General features: G+C 38.1%; 10 protein-coding genes. 9 read left to right on the top strand and 1 reads right to left on the bottom strand.

What is annotated here, in order from left to right; translation table 11 throughout:
* The first annotated feature begins 15 nt into the window (after positions 1-15).
* From T344_RS29175 to T344_RS29185, 8 genes are read left to right on the top strand one after another with little or no spacing between them, the layout of a single operon-like run.
* Positions 16-4458, top strand: coding sequence for a non-ribosomal peptide synthetase (locus tag T344_RS29175; protein WP_027630731.1), 4443 nt, complete (start codon positions 16-18; stop codon positions 4456-4458).
* Between the two features lie 46 nt (positions 4459-4504).
* Positions 4505-5605, top strand: coding sequence for a glycosyltransferase family 2 protein (locus tag T344_RS30075; RefSeq protein WP_027630732.1), 1101 nt, complete (start codon positions 4505-4507; stop codon positions 5603-5605).
* Between the two features lie 25 nt (positions 5606-5630).
* Positions 5631-7151 (top strand): class I adenylate-forming enzyme family protein, encoded by a 1521-nt coding sequence (locus T344_RS0123515; protein ID WP_027630733.1) that lies wholly within the window; start codon positions 5631-5633, stop codon positions 7149-7151.
* Positions 7152-7178: 27 nt separating this feature from the next.
* Entirely contained in the window at positions 7179-7430 is a 252-nt protein-coding gene (locus T344_RS0123520) for an acyl carrier protein (RefSeq protein WP_004624824.1), read from the top strand.
* Between the two features lie 37 nt (positions 7431-7467).
* Positions 7468-8706 carry a phenylacetate--CoA ligase family protein gene (locus T344_RS0123525; RefSeq protein WP_027630734.1) on the top strand — a complete coding sequence of 413 codons (1239 nt, stop codon included), beginning with the start codon at positions 7468-7470 and terminating at the stop codon, positions 8704-8706.
* Between the two features lie 3 nt (positions 8707-8709).
* Positions 8710-9666, top strand: a complete 957-nt coding sequence (locus T344_RS0123530; RefSeq protein ID WP_027630735.1) for a BtrH N-terminal domain-containing protein — start codon at positions 8710-8712, stop codon at positions 9664-9666.
* Between the two features lie 39 nt (positions 9667-9705).
* Entirely contained in the window at positions 9706-10680 is a 975-nt protein-coding gene (locus T344_RS0123535) for a BtrH N-terminal domain-containing protein (protein ID WP_027630736.1), read from the top strand.
* 46 nt (positions 10681-10726) lie between these two features.
* A complete protein-coding gene (locus T344_RS29185; RefSeq protein ID WP_051572199.1) occupies positions 10727-14452 on the top strand; it encodes a non-ribosomal peptide synthetase in 3726 nt (1241 codons plus the stop codon).
* 142 nt (positions 14453-14594) lie between these two features.
* Here T344_RS29185 and T344_RS30080 read toward each other — a convergent pair whose 3' ends face one another.
* Positions 14595-15455, bottom strand: coding sequence for an AraC family transcriptional regulator (locus T344_RS30080; protein ID WP_051572201.1), 861 nt, complete (start codon positions 15453-15455; stop codon positions 14595-14597).
* A gap of 492 nt (positions 15456-15947) precedes the next feature.
* On the opposite strand from T344_RS30080, the gene T344_RS0123555 reads away from it, so the two are divergent.
* Positions 15948-17099, top strand: coding sequence for a Gfo/Idh/MocA family protein (locus tag T344_RS0123555; protein ID WP_027630737.1), 1152 nt, complete (start codon positions 15948-15950; stop codon positions 17097-17099).
* Positions 17100-17105: the final 6 nt, after the last annotated feature.

Consider the following 17105-nt stretch of genomic DNA (forward strand, 5'->3'; position numbering starts at 1 on the left):
TGGGGGTAAAATAAAATGATAGAAAATGATAGTTGTTTAAAAGAGAAGCAGCCAATAGAAAAATTTATCTCGGAGTTAAAAGCTAAGAGTATCAAGCTTTGGAAAGAGGACGGGTTTTTACGGTACAAGGCCCCGAAAGGAGTCATTACAGCGGAGATTCTAAAGGATATGGCTGAAAGAAAAGAAGAAATAAAAAACTATCTTATTTCCTCTGACTTTGGCGATGCTTTTAGCAGGCCTATTCCAAAGATAGAAATGAGGGATTATTATTCCCTTTCTGCTGCCCAGAAGAGAATGTACCTGGTTAGCCAAATAGATAGTGAAAGTACGGCATATAATATGACTCAGGTTTTAAAAATAGAGGGTGATCTGGACTTAAACCATTTTACACAGGTAATTGAAAAGCTGGTGGAGCGGCATGAAATTTTACGAACATCCTTTGAATTTATTGAGGGTAAGCCGGTTCAAAAGATTCACCAAAAAGTAAGCTTCAATATAGAATACAATGAAATGGAAGAAGACAAGGAAAAAGTGGACCTCATGATAGGGGAGTTTATCCGTCCCTATGATTTGAGCAAACCCCCGTTATTCAGGTTTAAACTTGTAAAACTTAAAAATGCTTCAGAAAGACCTACCTACATACTGCTCCAGGATATGCACCATATTGTAGGGGACGGGGTATCCGAAGGTATTCTTGTCAGCGAAGTCAATGAGCTTTATGCAGGGAAAGACCTTCCGGCTCTAAATATTCAATATAAGGATTATGCTGTATGGCAGGAAAAGCTCCTGGAAAGTGAAGAGGTGGAGAGCCAAAAGCGGTTCTGGAAAGAACTGCTTTCGGGTGAATTACCGGTTTTGAATCTTCCGGCTGATTTTACCAGACCTATAGAATTTTCCTATAAAGGGGACTCGGTGTTATTTGCTTTAAATAGGGAGCTGGCTGAAAAGCTTTATCAGCTTGCAAGGGAGAACAGGGTTACCTTGTATATCGTACTGCTTACCGCATATAATATCCTCCTTGCAAAATATACAGGGCAGACGGATATCATTATTGGTACCCCTTCTGCAGGAAGAAGGCATTCGGATATTCAGAATACTCTCGGTGTATTTATTAACACACTGGTGCTCAGGAATTTTCCTCAAGCTGACAAGACTTTTAGTGCGTTTTTACAGGAAGTGGGTGCAAATGTATTAAAGGTATTTGACAACCAGGATTACCAATTTGAGCAATTGGTAGATGAACTGAATATCAAAAGGGATTTGAGCAGAAACCCTATATTTGATACCATGTTTATTCTACAGAACATGAATATCGGAGATGTAAAAGCCGAAGGACTTGAGATATCCGGTTATCAATACAAACGGAAAATGTCTCAATTCGATATTGAAACCATTGCAGCAGAAAGTAAAAAGGGTATTGATATTGAAATCAACTATTGTACAGATTTATTCAAGCGGGAAACTATTGAAAGGTTTGGGAGACATTTTTTAAATATATTAAATTTTATAGTGGACAATACGCAAGTCAGATTACATGAAATAGACCTATTAGACAATGAAGAGAAGGATCAGGTACTCAATGAGTTTAACAACACCGCTGCTGAGTTTCCAAGGGATAAGACACTGCATGAGCTTTTTGAAAATCAGGTGGAAAAAACTCCTCTTAATACTGCTCTGATATTTAACAACAAAACTCTGACCTATAAGGAATTAAATGAAAAATCAAATCAGCTTGCAAATGTGTTAAGAAGTAAAGGTATCAAACCTGATGATATTGTAGGTATCATGGTAGAACGGTCATTTGAAATGCTCATTGGAATTATGGGTATTCTGAAAGCTGGAGGGGCATACCTTCCTATTGATACTGAATATCCGGAAGAGAGGATAAACTATATTCTGGACGATGGTGGGGCAAAGCTTGTACTTACCAGGAAGCAATTAGAACACAAGCTGAGGTTTGCCGGGGAAATTATAGATTTGGAAGAGGAAAGCCTGTATCAGGGGGATTACAAAAATCTTGAGAAAATAAATAATCCAAAAGATTTAGCTTATGTTATCTATACATCGGGTTCCACAGGGAAACCAAAGGGGGTCATGATTGAACATGGAAGTGCGGTAAATATACTTATTGGACTTCAGGAAGATTATCCGCTGCTTGAGGAAGATACATACCTATTAAAGACAACTTATACTTTCGATGTATCTGTTGCAGAACTGTTCGGCTGGTTTTATGCAGGAGGCAGACTGGCTATTTTAGAGCCTGGTGAAGAAAAAAACCCTCAAAAAGTCCTTGAAGCGATAGAACAGTATCACGTTACCCACATCAATTTTGTACCTTCCATGTTAAACCTGTTTTTGGATATATGTGCCAAAGAGAAAACGCATACCCTCGACAAATTAAGGTATATTTTTGCATGCGGTGAAGCATTACCCAAAGAAGTAGTCAATAAATTCAACAAGATATCTTCAAAAGTAAAGCTGGAAAATATCTATGGACCCACAGAATCAACCATTTATGCAACCCGGTACTCTTTAAGTGATAGTGCCTATCAGGATATTGTACCTATAGGTCAGCCACTGCAGAATATCCAAGCATATATTCTGGACAAAAATAATAACCTTCAACCCATCGGTGTACCGGGTGAATTATGCCTGGGAGGAAAGGGAATTGCAAGGGGATACATCAACAGGCCGGAATTGACCTCATCAAAGTTTATACCCAATCCCTTTCGCGCTGGAGAAAAAATATATAAAACAGGAGACCTTGTAAAGTGGCTCCCTGACGGGAACATTGAGTATCTTGGAAGAATGGACCACCAGGTAAAAATCAGAGGTTTCAGGATAGAACTTGGTGAGATCGAGTCACAGTTATATAAGCTTGAGTATATAAAAGAGGCTGTTGTTGTTGCCAGGGAGGATGCAAAGAGCGGCACTAAATACCTTTGTGCCTATATCGTGGCGGACAGGGATTTGATCGTTCATGAAATAAGAGAAAATCTCAAAACTACACTTCCTGAATACATGGTGCCGTCTTATTTTATTCAAATGGAAAACCTGCCGTTATCGCAAAACGGAAAGATAGACAGGAAGGCACTGCCTGCGCAGGATGGTAAATTTAGTACAGGTGAGGAGTATGTAGCTCCTTCCAATGAGATCGAACAAAAGCTTGTTGAAGTATGGCAGGAAATATTAGGTGTTAAGAAGGTAGGCATCAAGGATAACTTTTTTGACCTTGGAGGTAACTCGCTGAAGGCGATCCAAATGATGGGGCGCTTGGAAGGGTATTCGCTGAATATGCGACATATTATGCAATACCCAACAATCGCAGAGCTCCAGAAATATGTGGTTGGTTTAAATGCCAAAGAGCATGAACTGCCCCTGATAATGAGACAAAACATAGATATGGAGTATCACTTTTTAAAAAACGGGGAAACAGATGATTATAGTATATATCTGGATTGTGCTTCACTTATGCTGTACTTTATTTCAAAGAAAAAACTAAAAAGTATAAAAGGCATTAGAGAATTGTTTCTGGGAGATATAGTCCCTAAAGTAATCCAAAACTCAGACGGTTCAATTTATGATGTTGATCATTTGGCTTATCCATTTAGAGAAGATATTTTCAAGGTGCAGTATTACAGAGATAAAGGATATCAGTCTATAAAAGAAATAGAGGAACTTCTTGATAAAGGAGAGTTGGTCATAGTTAATACTTTTATGCAAAGGGTGCCATTTTCAGTTCATTTTAGAGGAGCAGAATATTCTGCATTAGAAGTTAATGATGAACATACTTTCCTTATTATAGCTTATGACAAACAAAGGTTTTATTACGTAGAAATACCTCATGTTATCAACGCCGAAAATTATATACCATATGATGGAAACAAATCTGTGGGGATTATTGACAAGGAGGAATTACGTCCAGCATTTGATGTCTTGCTTAACTTTGCCACGGTTTCTGTTGATGAACAAAAACTAAATAAAGGTTCTCAATTGAAAAAGTTAATCCAATTAACGCTGGATAACTATGAAAAAGGTGTGTTTTACGAAGAAGGGCGAAAAGTATCTCAAGGGTTTGCTGCAATACCATGTCTTATGGAACTATGTGAAAAGTGCAATTTAGACTTGAATAATAGAAAGGTATTCACGGGAACTACGCTAGTTGAATTGTTCAATTGGAAAATCTGGATGATAGCATCCCAGAGAAAATTATTAAAATTTGTTTTGGAAGAGTATGATGAGGAATGTAATTACGAGGTTAGATTAAATCTTATGGATAGGCTTGAAGAATTATGTAAAATGTGGATAGATCTAGGACATCTCATTGGGGGAAGGCATGGAAAAGGTGAAGCTATTTTTGATACTTTCTATATGGAATATCTGAGAGAATTGAAGGATAAAGAGGAAGAATTGATCAATGAACTAAAAGAGATGTGGAGCCCGACAAATCTGGTGTAGAGCAGCAGAAAAATATATTGTCAAGTCTAAAATGGGGGGGATTATAATGAAAAAATACAGTTTTATTATTCCTGCATACCAAAGTAAAGTCATGCTGAAGAATTCCTTGGAAGCGATAAATTTCCTGGAAGGTTATCCTAAAGAGAAATTTGAGGTCATTGTAGTGGATGACGGTTCAATGGATGGTACAAAAGACTTTATCAAAGGTGTAAATAGAAACTATGAATTGAAATATGTCTATCTTGAAAGATGTGAGGATTCATGCCGCTCCAGAGCCAGAAACTTCGGGATGAAAAATGCGGAAGGAGAAATCCTGATTTTTATTGATGCTGACATTATCATCCGTAAGGACTACCTGAAGGAGGTAGAACGGTACTACTGTACGAATAATGAGTTTGTTTTGGTAGGCCCCAGAATTATGATTCCTCATGATATTACATATGAAACGGTCCAGAGTGGACAAGTGTTTGAGGAATTCACATTTGATTGCAGCCGGGATGAATTACATGAATTCAGATACGGGGTGTTTAATGAATTATCTTATAATGCATCTGCTATTATGTATCCATTTTTGTATGGGCAAAGCTGCAATTTGGCAGTTCCTAAAAAGTGGCTTGAGAAAGTAAATGGATTTGATGAGGACCTTAAAGCATGGGGGTTAGAAGATATAGAAGCAGTATACAAATTGTGGAAGGAAGGCTTGAAATTCTATATAAACAGTAAATTGGAGGTTCTCCACCAGTTCCACTGGTTTGAGGGGAAAATTGTTGAAGATGACAAAATTGCCGGTGTTGAGGAGAATACAAGACTATTTTTATTGAAGCATTCCAACATTTTTAATATTCCTGAAGAAAAGGTATATGAACTGTTTAAAGGCTTGGCAATTCGATTCTGGTATGTAGAAAAGCAGGCATCTGAGTATACAAACCGAATTGTCATCGAGTTTAAGGATCGGAATACCCTGGAAGATCTCAAGGAAACGATTGCTGCATTATCCAACCGTAAAGGTCTGGAGATTGTCATCAATGATCACATTGAAGATACTGATTTAGATATATGGATTCAGTTCCTGGGCAGAAGGAACAGTACACCAAAGTACTATCCGGTTTCAAGAAAACTGCTGGTTAACCAGCGTCAGACGGTATAGAACTTAAGGGAGGTTAAAAATCAATATGATATTTCATTTATTGGAGCAAACGGCAAAAGTACATAGTGATAATATTGCTGTATGTTGTCAACATAAGAATGTGACCTATAAAGAACTGCTTTTTAATGTAAAAAAGTTGGCAGAGAGACTATCTTTGAAGGGGATTCAAAAAGGGGACAATGTGATCATTGCAATGGACAACTCTATTGAATTTATAGAAGCATTCTTTGCAATCAATCTTTGCGGTGCAACTATTGTTCCTCTATATGTCAATATGGGAATCCACAAACTGCTGAACGTGGTAAAATTTTATGATGTTAAGTATATCATCACTCTTAGTAAATTTGAGAAAGTTTTTTCGGCTTTTCAGCAGAATGACTGCGGTATTTTATCAGGCATTTTTTATCTGGGGAATAGTGGAGAAGTGGATGATTGCCGGTTTATAGAGATTTCTAGTATGGCGTCTGAAGTCCCACAGACATGTCCAGGAAAGGAAGCGGATCTGGCAATCATTCTGTTTTCTTCGGGTACAACCCAAATGCCAAAGGGAATCATGCTTTCAAATCACAATATTGTAAGCAACGTCATGGCAATTTCGGATTATTTAAAGCTTATCCCTGAAGATAAAATACTTCTTATAAAAAATATTAACCATGCTTCGAGCATCACCGGAGAAATGCTTGTTTCACTGGTAAATGGCTGTACCCTTGTTTTAACTTCCAATATGCCCACTGCATCGTTAATACTGCAGCTTATTGATGAATATAAAGTTACGGTCTTTTTTGCTGTACCTACCCTATTGACTGCAATATTAGGTCACAGGAATTTGGAACAATATAATATATCAACCCTCAGGATTATTAATTTTTATGGAGCAAGTATAGCAGCTTCAAAGATTAGAGAACTCGCCGACCATTTTGTATGGGCAAATCTCATCTATTCTTACGGTTTAACTGAAGCTGCACCCAGAGTTACCTATATTGAAAGGGATGAATTACTAAAAAGGGAAGGCTCAAGCGGAGTTCCTATTAAAGGTGTGAGTGTGTGTATTTTAGATAACAAGGGTAAGGTACTGGGGCCTGATCAATCTGGAGAAATTGCCGTGAAAGGTCCGAACGTAATGCTGGGATATTATAAAAATGAGGAGTTGACCTGTAAAGCCTTAAAAGACGGGCTTCTACATACCGGTGATATTGGGTGTCTTGATTCAGACGGATATTTGTATGTTACAGGAAGAAAAGACAATTTGATTATTCATTCGGGTAAAAACATATACCCTGAGGAAATTGAAAGTGTGCTTATGGGATTTAAAGGTGTCAAGGAAGTTTTAGTAAGGGGCGAAGCAGACGAGCTGGCTGGAGAGGATATTGCTGCTTATGTTGTCCTGGGTGAAGGACGCAAAATTAATATGAGAGAATTGCTGATGCATTGTAAAGACAACCTTGAGGACTATAAAATTCCACAGAAAATATTTGAGGTGGAACAACTGGAGAAGACACTCAGCGGTAAGATTGTAAGAAAACAGGACTTAAAGACAATAATGTAAAAACATTGTAAAGGGGATGGCGTTTTTATGAAAGAATGTGTAGATGAAAAGCTAAAACAAATTATTGCGAGGAATATGAGAATAGGGCTTTCTATTGACGAAATTCATGACGATTCAGACCTTATCGGGGATTTCCTTTTTGACTCCATACAGGTATTAAGGCTGATTGCCGATATCGAAAGGGAATTTGAGATGATCGTTGAAAATGAATATCTTGTAATTGAGACCCTGACGAAATACAGTGCTTTAAGGGAGTATATAGAAAGCAAAGCTTGCTGATGCATTTTAGAATATTAAATAATTTGCGGGGGATAAAATGATGCTGGAAACTTGTGATAGACGCCTCATGATGCCAAATCCGGCTCAAAAGGAAAAGCTGGCTGGCATTCTTAACTATCTGAATACGCATAATGAGTATTACAGAGAAGTTTTCCTGAAAAATAACATTAATCTTGATGATAGTATAGATGAAAATTTTCTGAAACTGCCTATTACCACAAAAAAAGACATCAGGAAAAATTATTCAATCTATTTTTCAGATACCAAAGAAGAGAAATTTGGAGAGTTGACCAGCGGTTCAACAGGAATACCTGTCAATTGCCAGAAAACCAGGGCTGAACGAATGATTGCCATGTTGAATATTTGGAAACAGAGGCGCATATGGGATTCCGAAGTGGATATTACAAATTACCTGTCACTCCACGATGTAAATACATACAAAAAGGTTGGAAATCTTCTGAATTTTGAAAAAGACCACATGAAAAAGTGTTTCAGCCGGATATTGGCATTGTCCCCAAGGTGGCTTTCAGGGCCTATTTCTACATTTGAAAAATATGCAAAACTGATTCAAAACGGAGAAATGTCCTATAACAAGGGGACAATTAAGTTTTTAGAGTTGGCAGGAGAATTTGCAGATAAAAACAGAAGGCAATATATCGAAGAAATCTTTGGATGCAAGACGATTAACCACTATGGAACCATTGAAACCTGGTGTATTGCCTATGAATGCCGGATGGGTCATCTCCATGTTCAGAAAGATCTGATGTATGCGGAAACGACCAACCATAGTATACTGCCTGGAGAAAAAGACATTGGGGAGATTACTGTAACAAGTCTATATAATAAGCTGATGCCAATCCTCCGTTACAATATTCAGGATATTGGAAAGGTAGAAAACTTGGATTGTGAATGTGGACAATCATCACAGGTGATTACACTTTATGGCGGAAGGACCGGCGATATGATTGCCGGAACAAAGGAAGTCCTTGGAGAAATTTTCTTTAAAAGGGGGGTTTACAAATTAATTAACAGGGGAATGGACTGTATCGATAGCTTCCGGGTGGAGCAAGTGGAATTGAATAAGTTTATTATGTATATTGTTAAGCTGCCAAACTATACGGACGAGGCTGCGCGGATTCTGCTGGATTATATCCATATAGGAATTAGCAGAGAAGTGGAGGTTGAATTCAAGTTTGTGGAAGATATTCCGCCGCTTCCGTCGGGCAAGATCAAGATATTCTATTCTTTTGTTAAAGCTGGAGAAGGAGAGCGATAAAAGATGTTACAGGGGTTTGAACCGCATCATGATGAATTATATAACTGTTTGGAGGATGTTGTTGCATGTATAGCAAAAGGGTTCGAAAGAGAACATATGCTAATTTATGCAGATGCCTGGAATTTTGCTTTCTTTCCTTCAGCAGGTTCTTCGAGAAAGAGAATTATTGGTAATAGGGTAGAAGCAGGAGAATATAATGCCTGGGTTAGTCTGGAAAAATATCACGGGATCAAGTCCAAATGTCATTTCAGTCATACAATGGATCAGCAGATTGAGATATTGAAAAAAGAATTGGCTGATGGCAAGCCCACGGTTTTGTGGTTGGATGGTTTTTACGTTCCCTGGACGAATGTCTATGGAAAGTTACATATGAAGCATTTTTTAATTGTAGTGGATATGGATGAAGACCGGGAGATTATCCATGTGGTGGATCCTTACTGGAATCAGAATATTAATCCGCTTCCGGTGAAGAATTTTAAATTATCCATGGCAAAATGCATTACCTTTTCCCTTACTGAAAAAGAACCGGAGCTTGACTGGCGTGAGATAATAAAAAATGCTGTTTCAAAAGTACAGGCTTCAGGGGCCTTTGATGCCATGAGAATATTTGCAGATGAGGTGGAACACACCATTGATTTGAAGGCAGAGATTGAAGGCTTTGAAGAATTAAAATATAACTCACCAATCTTCATGCAGTTGGCAGAAGTATTTTTCCGCAGGTTGAATTTCGCACGGTTGATGGAATATCTGGGAGAACGAAATAATGTTTTGAGACTGGTGGAGCTTTCACACAATATGAAAAAGGTTGGAGAAGGATGGAAAAAAACCAGGGAAGTACTGGTGAAATCTATCGAAAGCAAAGAGCAGAAAAAGAAAATACTTCTATTTGCGAATGAAGTAAGAACATTGGCAATGGAGGAAAAAGAATTGGCGCATGAACTTTCGTTGATAGTTGGTTGAAAAGAATGTACGATTTGTTGTTTAAGGAGTTTCAGTTCAATGATTGATAATTTTAAGTTTATTCGTGAAGAGCATTATAACTGCCTGGAAAACGTTCTGGTATCGTTGATGGAGACCTGGCAGCAGGAATATGTTTTGATGTTTTCGGAAGGCTGGGGTTTTACCTATTTGCCGCCGGAAGATAACCCCTCTGAAATCCTCGGTAACCGGATAGGGGGAGGAGAATACAAGGTTTGGGAATGTCTCCAAAAATACTATGGGATTATACCTACAGTGCATTTGGAAGAAGATACCGATTTGCAGAAGAATATTTTAAGAAACGAATTAGCTGAAGGAAGTCCTGTCATACTGAGCCTTGATGCGTTCTATGCACCCTGGAAAGATGTTTTCGGCAAATATCATTTTGAACACTATAGTCTGGCTGTAGCGATTGATGAAGAAAAGGGAGCGGTTTATTGTCTGGACCCGTTTGTAAACAGTCTTGCCAATCCACTACCTATGGATAATTTTATTAAGGGGAATGCAAAGTGTATCACCCTGGTCCGCAATACAAAAAAGCTGATAAGTATTAACCTTTATGAAATTCTTAAAAATGCAGCATTGACGATCCTCAGAGATGAGGGGGATATCAACGGAATTAAAGGAATGCGAGCTTTTGCGGACCAGATGGAGAGTTCGTTTAACCTTAGGAAAGAAATCGAAGGTTTTGAAACAATGATATGGGTTTCTCCAATCATTTTGCGCATATCGGATATTGGTGCCCGCAGACTGCATTTTGCAAGTGTTCTTCTTTATCTTGAAAAGCACTTTTCCGGAAATAACCTGTCTTATTTCTCAAAACAAGTAGAAAAAGCAGGCTGGGGATGGAGAAGAATAAGAAGGTTACTGGCCAGTGCCTGTGACAGTAAAAACCCAGAAGAATTCACAGTTCAAATTGTAAGTGACATAAGACGTCTGGCAGAATTTGAAGAAAGTACAGCGAGAGAAATGCTGGATCTTTTCAATAGATATTAAAAAAACATACCTATCGTATCAGGTAGGTAGACAAGGTGGGTTAACGATGGAAACCTGTGTAAACAAAAAAAACAGACCGGAAAATGAAGAGATTTTTTCATACTGGAAGGAATATCTTAGCGGCTTTGAACAAGATACGATTTTTCCGAAATTCAACAAAGCAAACAAAAGTAATATTTATATACAGGAAGAAGTTTTCATTGAGCTGAATGAAAAGCTGACCCAAAACATGAAGGAAATGGCCCTAAGGCATCATGTATCCATGGATATAATAGCGGAAGCTATTTGGGGAATTATCCTCCAAAAATACAATAATACTAACGACGTATTATTTGGATTGGTAGTGAAGGAAAATCAGGTAGAGGACACAGTTGTTCCATTAAGAGTCAAATGTGATGGAGACACCTGCTTCAATCAGCTTCTGGCATGTTTGGAAACACACAAATCAAAAGCGGGACAGGCTGGAACCATGGATATTAACGAAATCCAATCACGTTTGGGAGAGAACCGGAAGCTTGCCACCCATATTATGTTCATTGGTAAGCAAACTATAAAGGGAAAAGGTGACAAATCTGCGCTTCAAAATAGCATGAGGCATTGTGGGGGTCAAGAACAGAATGCTTATGATTTTTCAATCAAAATAGCTTTTGGAAATAAGATGTGCATTCAGTTTAGCTATAATGCAGCTGTCTTTGACAAAAAATTAGTAGAAGCCGCGGGAGACCATTTTACTAAAGTAGCACAAATAGTAACACAAACGGATGAGGTTAAAGTTTATGAGATAGACCTGTTAACTGAAAAAGAAAAAAATATGATTATAGGTACCTTTAATCATACCATATCCGAATATCCACGCAATAAAACGATACACCAGTTATTTGAAGAGCAGGTGAACAAAACTCCTAATCAGATAGCCGTTGTATTTGGACATACAAAGCTGACATATAAGGAACTCAATTTACGGGCAAACCGGCTGGCTTCAATATTGAAAGAAAGGGGTACAGGCGCTGAAAGCATCGTAGCTATTATGGTACAACGCTCCATTGAGTCCATTGTTGGTATGCTGGCTATATTAAAGGTCGGAGGGGCATACCTTCCTATTGACCCAGGCTATCCTGACGAAAGAAAATGTTATATGCTTCAGGACAGCGGGGCAAGGGTGCTGCTGACTACGTCAGATCTTGACCCTGTTTTTGGCGTCCAGGTACCGGAGACAGTATTCCTGGATAAACATTCACCATGCCAGGCAGAGGACATTGAAGCTGGATGTACAGGTGCACCCGATCACCTGGCTTATATTATGTATACTTCCGGTTCTACCGGCAAGCCAAAAGGTACGATGGTCGAACACAGGAATGTTGTAAGACTGGTCAAAAACACCAACTATATCCAATTTACTCAGGAGGATCGAATTCTTCAAACAGGTGCCATTGTTTTTGATGCCTGTACCTTTGAAATCTGGGGAGCACTTTTAAACGGACTAAGCTTATACCTGACAGAAGAGAATGTCATTTTGGATGCCAAAAAGCTTCAGAACGTCCTTGTAGAAAATAAGATAACAATATTATGGCTTACATCCCCACTGTTTAACCAGCTGTCCGATAAAAGCCCCGAAATGTTTGCAGGGCTTAAATTCCTTCTTGTGGGGGGGGATACACTTTCACCCAGACACATCAATCATGTAATGGAGAAATGCCCGAATCTTAAAATTATTAACGGGTATGGGCCTACAGAGAATACAACTTTTTCAACATGCTTCCCAATTGACAGAATATATGAGGAAAGCATCCCCATAGGAAAACCCATCAGCAATTCTACCGCCTATATTGTTGATCGATATCATCATTTACAGCCCGTGGGCGTATATGGAGAGTTGTGGGTTGGAGGAGATGGTGTTGGAAGAGGATATTTAAACAGGGAGGACCTGACCTCGGAAAAATTTATAGACAACCCATTTGTAAAAGGGGATAGAATCTATAAAACCGGGGATTTGGCAAGGTGGCTTCCTGATGGAAACATTGACTTTCTGGGCAGGGTCGACAATCAGGTAAAGATTCGTGGCTATCGAATAGAGCTGGGAGAGATAGAAAACCGGTTAAAGAAGTATGATCATATCAGTGAAGCCATTGTCATGGATATGACAGATAAAAATAAGGGTAAATACCTTTGTGCTTATTTGGTTTCGGATAGGGAATTAACAGTAGCCAAATTAAAAGAACATATTCTAAAGGAATTACCAGGCTATATGGTTCCAGCATACTTTATCCGTCTCGATAAAATGCCTCTGACACCGAATGGAAAGATTGATAAAAAGAAACTTCCTGAGCCGGATACATCATCTATTAATACAGGAGCGGAATTCATCCCTCCCAGAAATGAACAGGAAGATTTGCTGGCTGAAATATGGTGTGATGTATTGGGACTTCATAAAGTGGGTATTGAAGATAATTTTTTTAATCTGGGAGGGGACTCCATCAAGGCGGTGGAGGTGGTTGCCAGAGCAGCCGAGATCGGCATGAATCTGTCTATATCGGATATATTTAGATACACAACCATTAAAGGAATGATGGATACATGGAAAACCGGCGGACAGCAGGAAACCTTTGACCAGTTTGCAGCGGTACAGGAAAAATACAACCTGAAAGACTATCAGGTACAAGTGGACTGCAAAGGGGTAGATATGGCGTTAACCGGAGGAATTGAAGAATACCCTGTATCAAAGGAACTCAAGGTGGTAATGCAGAGGGATATAACAACATACCTTCATAGAAGCTTGCCTCTATGTGCGATACTTGCTTGCGATAAGTATCTTCCATGGTACTTCAATAACTTTATACAGGTTTTTTCATTTACAGATTCCAATGGATATGTGGAACTCAACTACCTTGAACCCAGAGATTGCTTTATTGAAATCGCAGACGTGGTTTGTTTGGGGTATCATTTATTAAAAAATGAAAAATCTATCCTTGAATTTATAATAGAAAAGCTTAATATGGGATATTACCTGGTGATGAATGTAGATGAGTTCTATCTTCCAAACAAATGGGACTACCAAAAAAATCATTTTGTGCATTCTTCACTGATCTATGGATATGACAATACGACGAAACAAATAAAAGCCATCGGGTTTAACCAGGAAAGACTTTTTACGGGACTCACTTTTGACTATAGCGAGTTTACTGATGCTTATGAGAACGGGAAAATCCATTATAAAAATTATGCCCCATGGTGTGCCTGGTCAGCTGTACAATTGATCAGACCCAAAAGTTTTGACGGAGAATTCCCTTTTAGTACAACTAGGTTTATAAATGAATTAGAGGATTACCTCCTTTCAAGAAGTGACTTAAGGAGACTTTATACGTTTGAGTATCAGCCGGAACAAGTAGAATACGGGTTTAAGGCATACGATGTACTTATTGGAAATTTACATCATTTATTAGAGGGAAAGCTGACAATTGATTATAGAGCACTCCATTTATTGTCCGAGCATAAAAAATGTTTATATGACAGGCTTGGATATGTAATCTCAAAATATCAGTTATCAGGAAAAATTACCGGACTTCATAAACAATACATGGGAATTGTAGAGAGATGGAATGATATCAGACTTGAGTACCTTGCGCAATCCTTTGCGGAGTTTGATACCAAAAGGCTGTCCCAAGAGCAGAAGTCTATGCTTCATAATGTTATTAATAAGATCAATGAAGTTAAAAAAACAGAATATGAAATTATACAAAAGGTAGTTAAACAATTAAAATTGAATTTTACTTAAGCACTTGAAAAAAATTCTCTCAATGGTGAAGAGAATATCTAACCTTATATCCAAAAAGTGGGACTAGGTTCTAAATCCTACTTGGTTTCCAGCTTCAATTAGAGGCAGGAAAACTATTATTTAGATGGGGGCTATTTTACGCTTACTTATTAGTCATCCTTTCCCTAAATTCGCTGGGAGAAATCCCTTTTATTTTTTTAAAAGCACGGTTAAATGAAGACAGGCTTGAAAATCCTGAGTCAAATGCAATATCAATTATGTGTGCTTTTGGATTCGAAATCAAAAATTCTGTTCTCTTGATACGCTCAGTAGTGAGAAAATCTATAAATGTCATATCGGTATATTTTTTGAATAAATGTGAGAAATGGGACTTGCTGACCCCTATGTGATGAGAAACATCGTCGAGTGTAAGAGGTTTGGTACAGTTTTGTGATATGTAAAGGCAAGCTTCCGTAATTAGCTTGGTAGACTTATAATCTGTTTTTGCATCATCAGAGAATTCTTCTTTCTTGGCATTGACGCAGTATTGTCCGAGTTTTACGAAAAACTCCAGGAGAAGGGAATATATACGAACTTCATTAAAAAGCGTGTCTGAAAAATAAAGCTCGGGCAATTTTTTTATTAAAAAAATCATTCTGTCGGCATCAATATTCGATGGGTCATATTTAATGCACTGGTACTGGCTAAACACAGAAAAATTGCTATTAAACTCACTCATAATCATCAGTAGGTCAAGAGGGAACTGAACGAGTATAAAAGCATTTTCAGCTACATGACCAAGCGAATGCAAGTCACCGGGGTAAATTATGACCAGGTCATTAGTTTTAAGAACATGTTCGGTGAAATTAATCGTTACTTCATTATTATCATAAAGGCTTAAAAGTATTTCAATAAAAGGATGCCAATGCAGCGTATTAGAAAAATTTATATCGATTTTCTTTGACACATTAATTTTCTTCCCACTGGTAAAATTCAATTTCTCGAAATAATTTTTCGTATGCATAAGCAAAAATCTCCTTTATTGGTTATATAGGTGAAGCTTTGTATACATAATTAGTCTATCAGTTATGATATCAAATAGCAATATTTGATATGTCTAAAAGAAGGATATGCATACAAAGTTGACAAAGGGCTTCAATATCAATGTTTTTTTACAGGTACAATATATACAGCAAAAATAATTATAACAATATATGCATAGGTACTACAGAATTTTTAAAGAGTAAGCAGGATGTAAAATTGATAATATATTAATTGCAAGACACATAAAAATGGTTTACATATATATTTGCATATATATAAGTTTAATAACGAGACTAAAATGTCCCCTGCCTATATAGGTGGCGGGTACCGCTTCGGTTTTCAAGCGGTGAGCACATATCCATAGTGTCCAGAAAGACACATTTGCCTCGCTGAAACGTGCAGAGGTAATAAAATTTTTCTACGACCGAAAAATTTTATTTGAACCTATGTGTTATAAGAAAGGGGTAATATTTTGCGAGTATTTAAAGTGGGTATACTTGGATCGGGAGTTATAAGCAGGACATATCTTGCCGATATAAAAGCATTTTACAAAAAGCTTGAAGTAATCGCTTGTGCAGATATAGATATAGAGCTTTCGCAAAAACTGGCATCGGAGTTTGGTATAAGAAAGGCATATACGACTGAAGAATTGTTAAATGATGATGAAGTTGAGATTGTAATAAATCTCACACCACCACAGTTTCATGTTGAGTTGGGCAAGCGGATAATAACAGCCGGTAAACATCTTTTTAGCGAGAAACCGTTTGCACCCAATTTAAAAGCTGCAAAGGAAGTATTGGATTTAGCAGCTGCAAAGGGTGTTAAAGTTGGTTGTGCACCGGACACCTTTTTAGCGTCGGGGCTTCAGAGCATGAGATACTATCTTGATGCCAAACTTATAGGAAAGCCTTTCTTTGTCACGGCGAATATGGCCACCTTCGGGGTTGAAACCTGGCACCCCAACCCTGCACCTTTTTATACGAAGTACAGCGGCCCTTTATTTGATATGGGACCGTATTATCTCTCTGCAATTGTATCCCTGTTAGGACCGATAGAGAGCATTGCTGCTCTTGATGCAAAGGGCAGCGATACCAGACATATATATGTGGGACGAGAGGCCGGAACTGATATTGAAATAGAGATCCCCACTCATTACTCTTCCATATTGAGGTTAAAAAGCGGTGTAGTTGTGAATTTTAACGTAAGTTTTGATATTTACAGGTCGAACCTTCCGATGTTTGAAATTTATGGAGATGGCGGTACGCTCACCTATCCGGATCCGAACTTTGGCGGCGGCACTCCCAGAGTGTATAGGAAAGAACAATACACCGACACAGTTTATCAAAAAACAGATGAAGCTATGGCGCGAAAAGATAGGTTCTATGAGCTTCCGGAGCTATTTTCCAGAGTTAAAGATTATTCAAGGGGCCTAGGTGTGCTTGATCTTGCGAAAGCTATAGAAACAAACTCGAATAACAGAGCAAATGGCAGTTTAATAATGCACATTACCGAAGCCATAGAGGGAATGATGCTTTCATCTGAAAATGGCGAGTTTTACAAAATGATAACTACCTGTGAGAGGCCGGAGCCTTTAAAACCAGGTGGATATATGGATAGAGTTTAATATTTG

Source organism: Ruminiclostridium cellobioparum DSM 1351 = ATCC 15832, assembly GCF_000621505.1.
GTDB lineage: Bacteria > Bacillota > Clostridia > Acetivibrionales > DSM-1351 > Ruminiclostridium > Ruminiclostridium cellobioparum.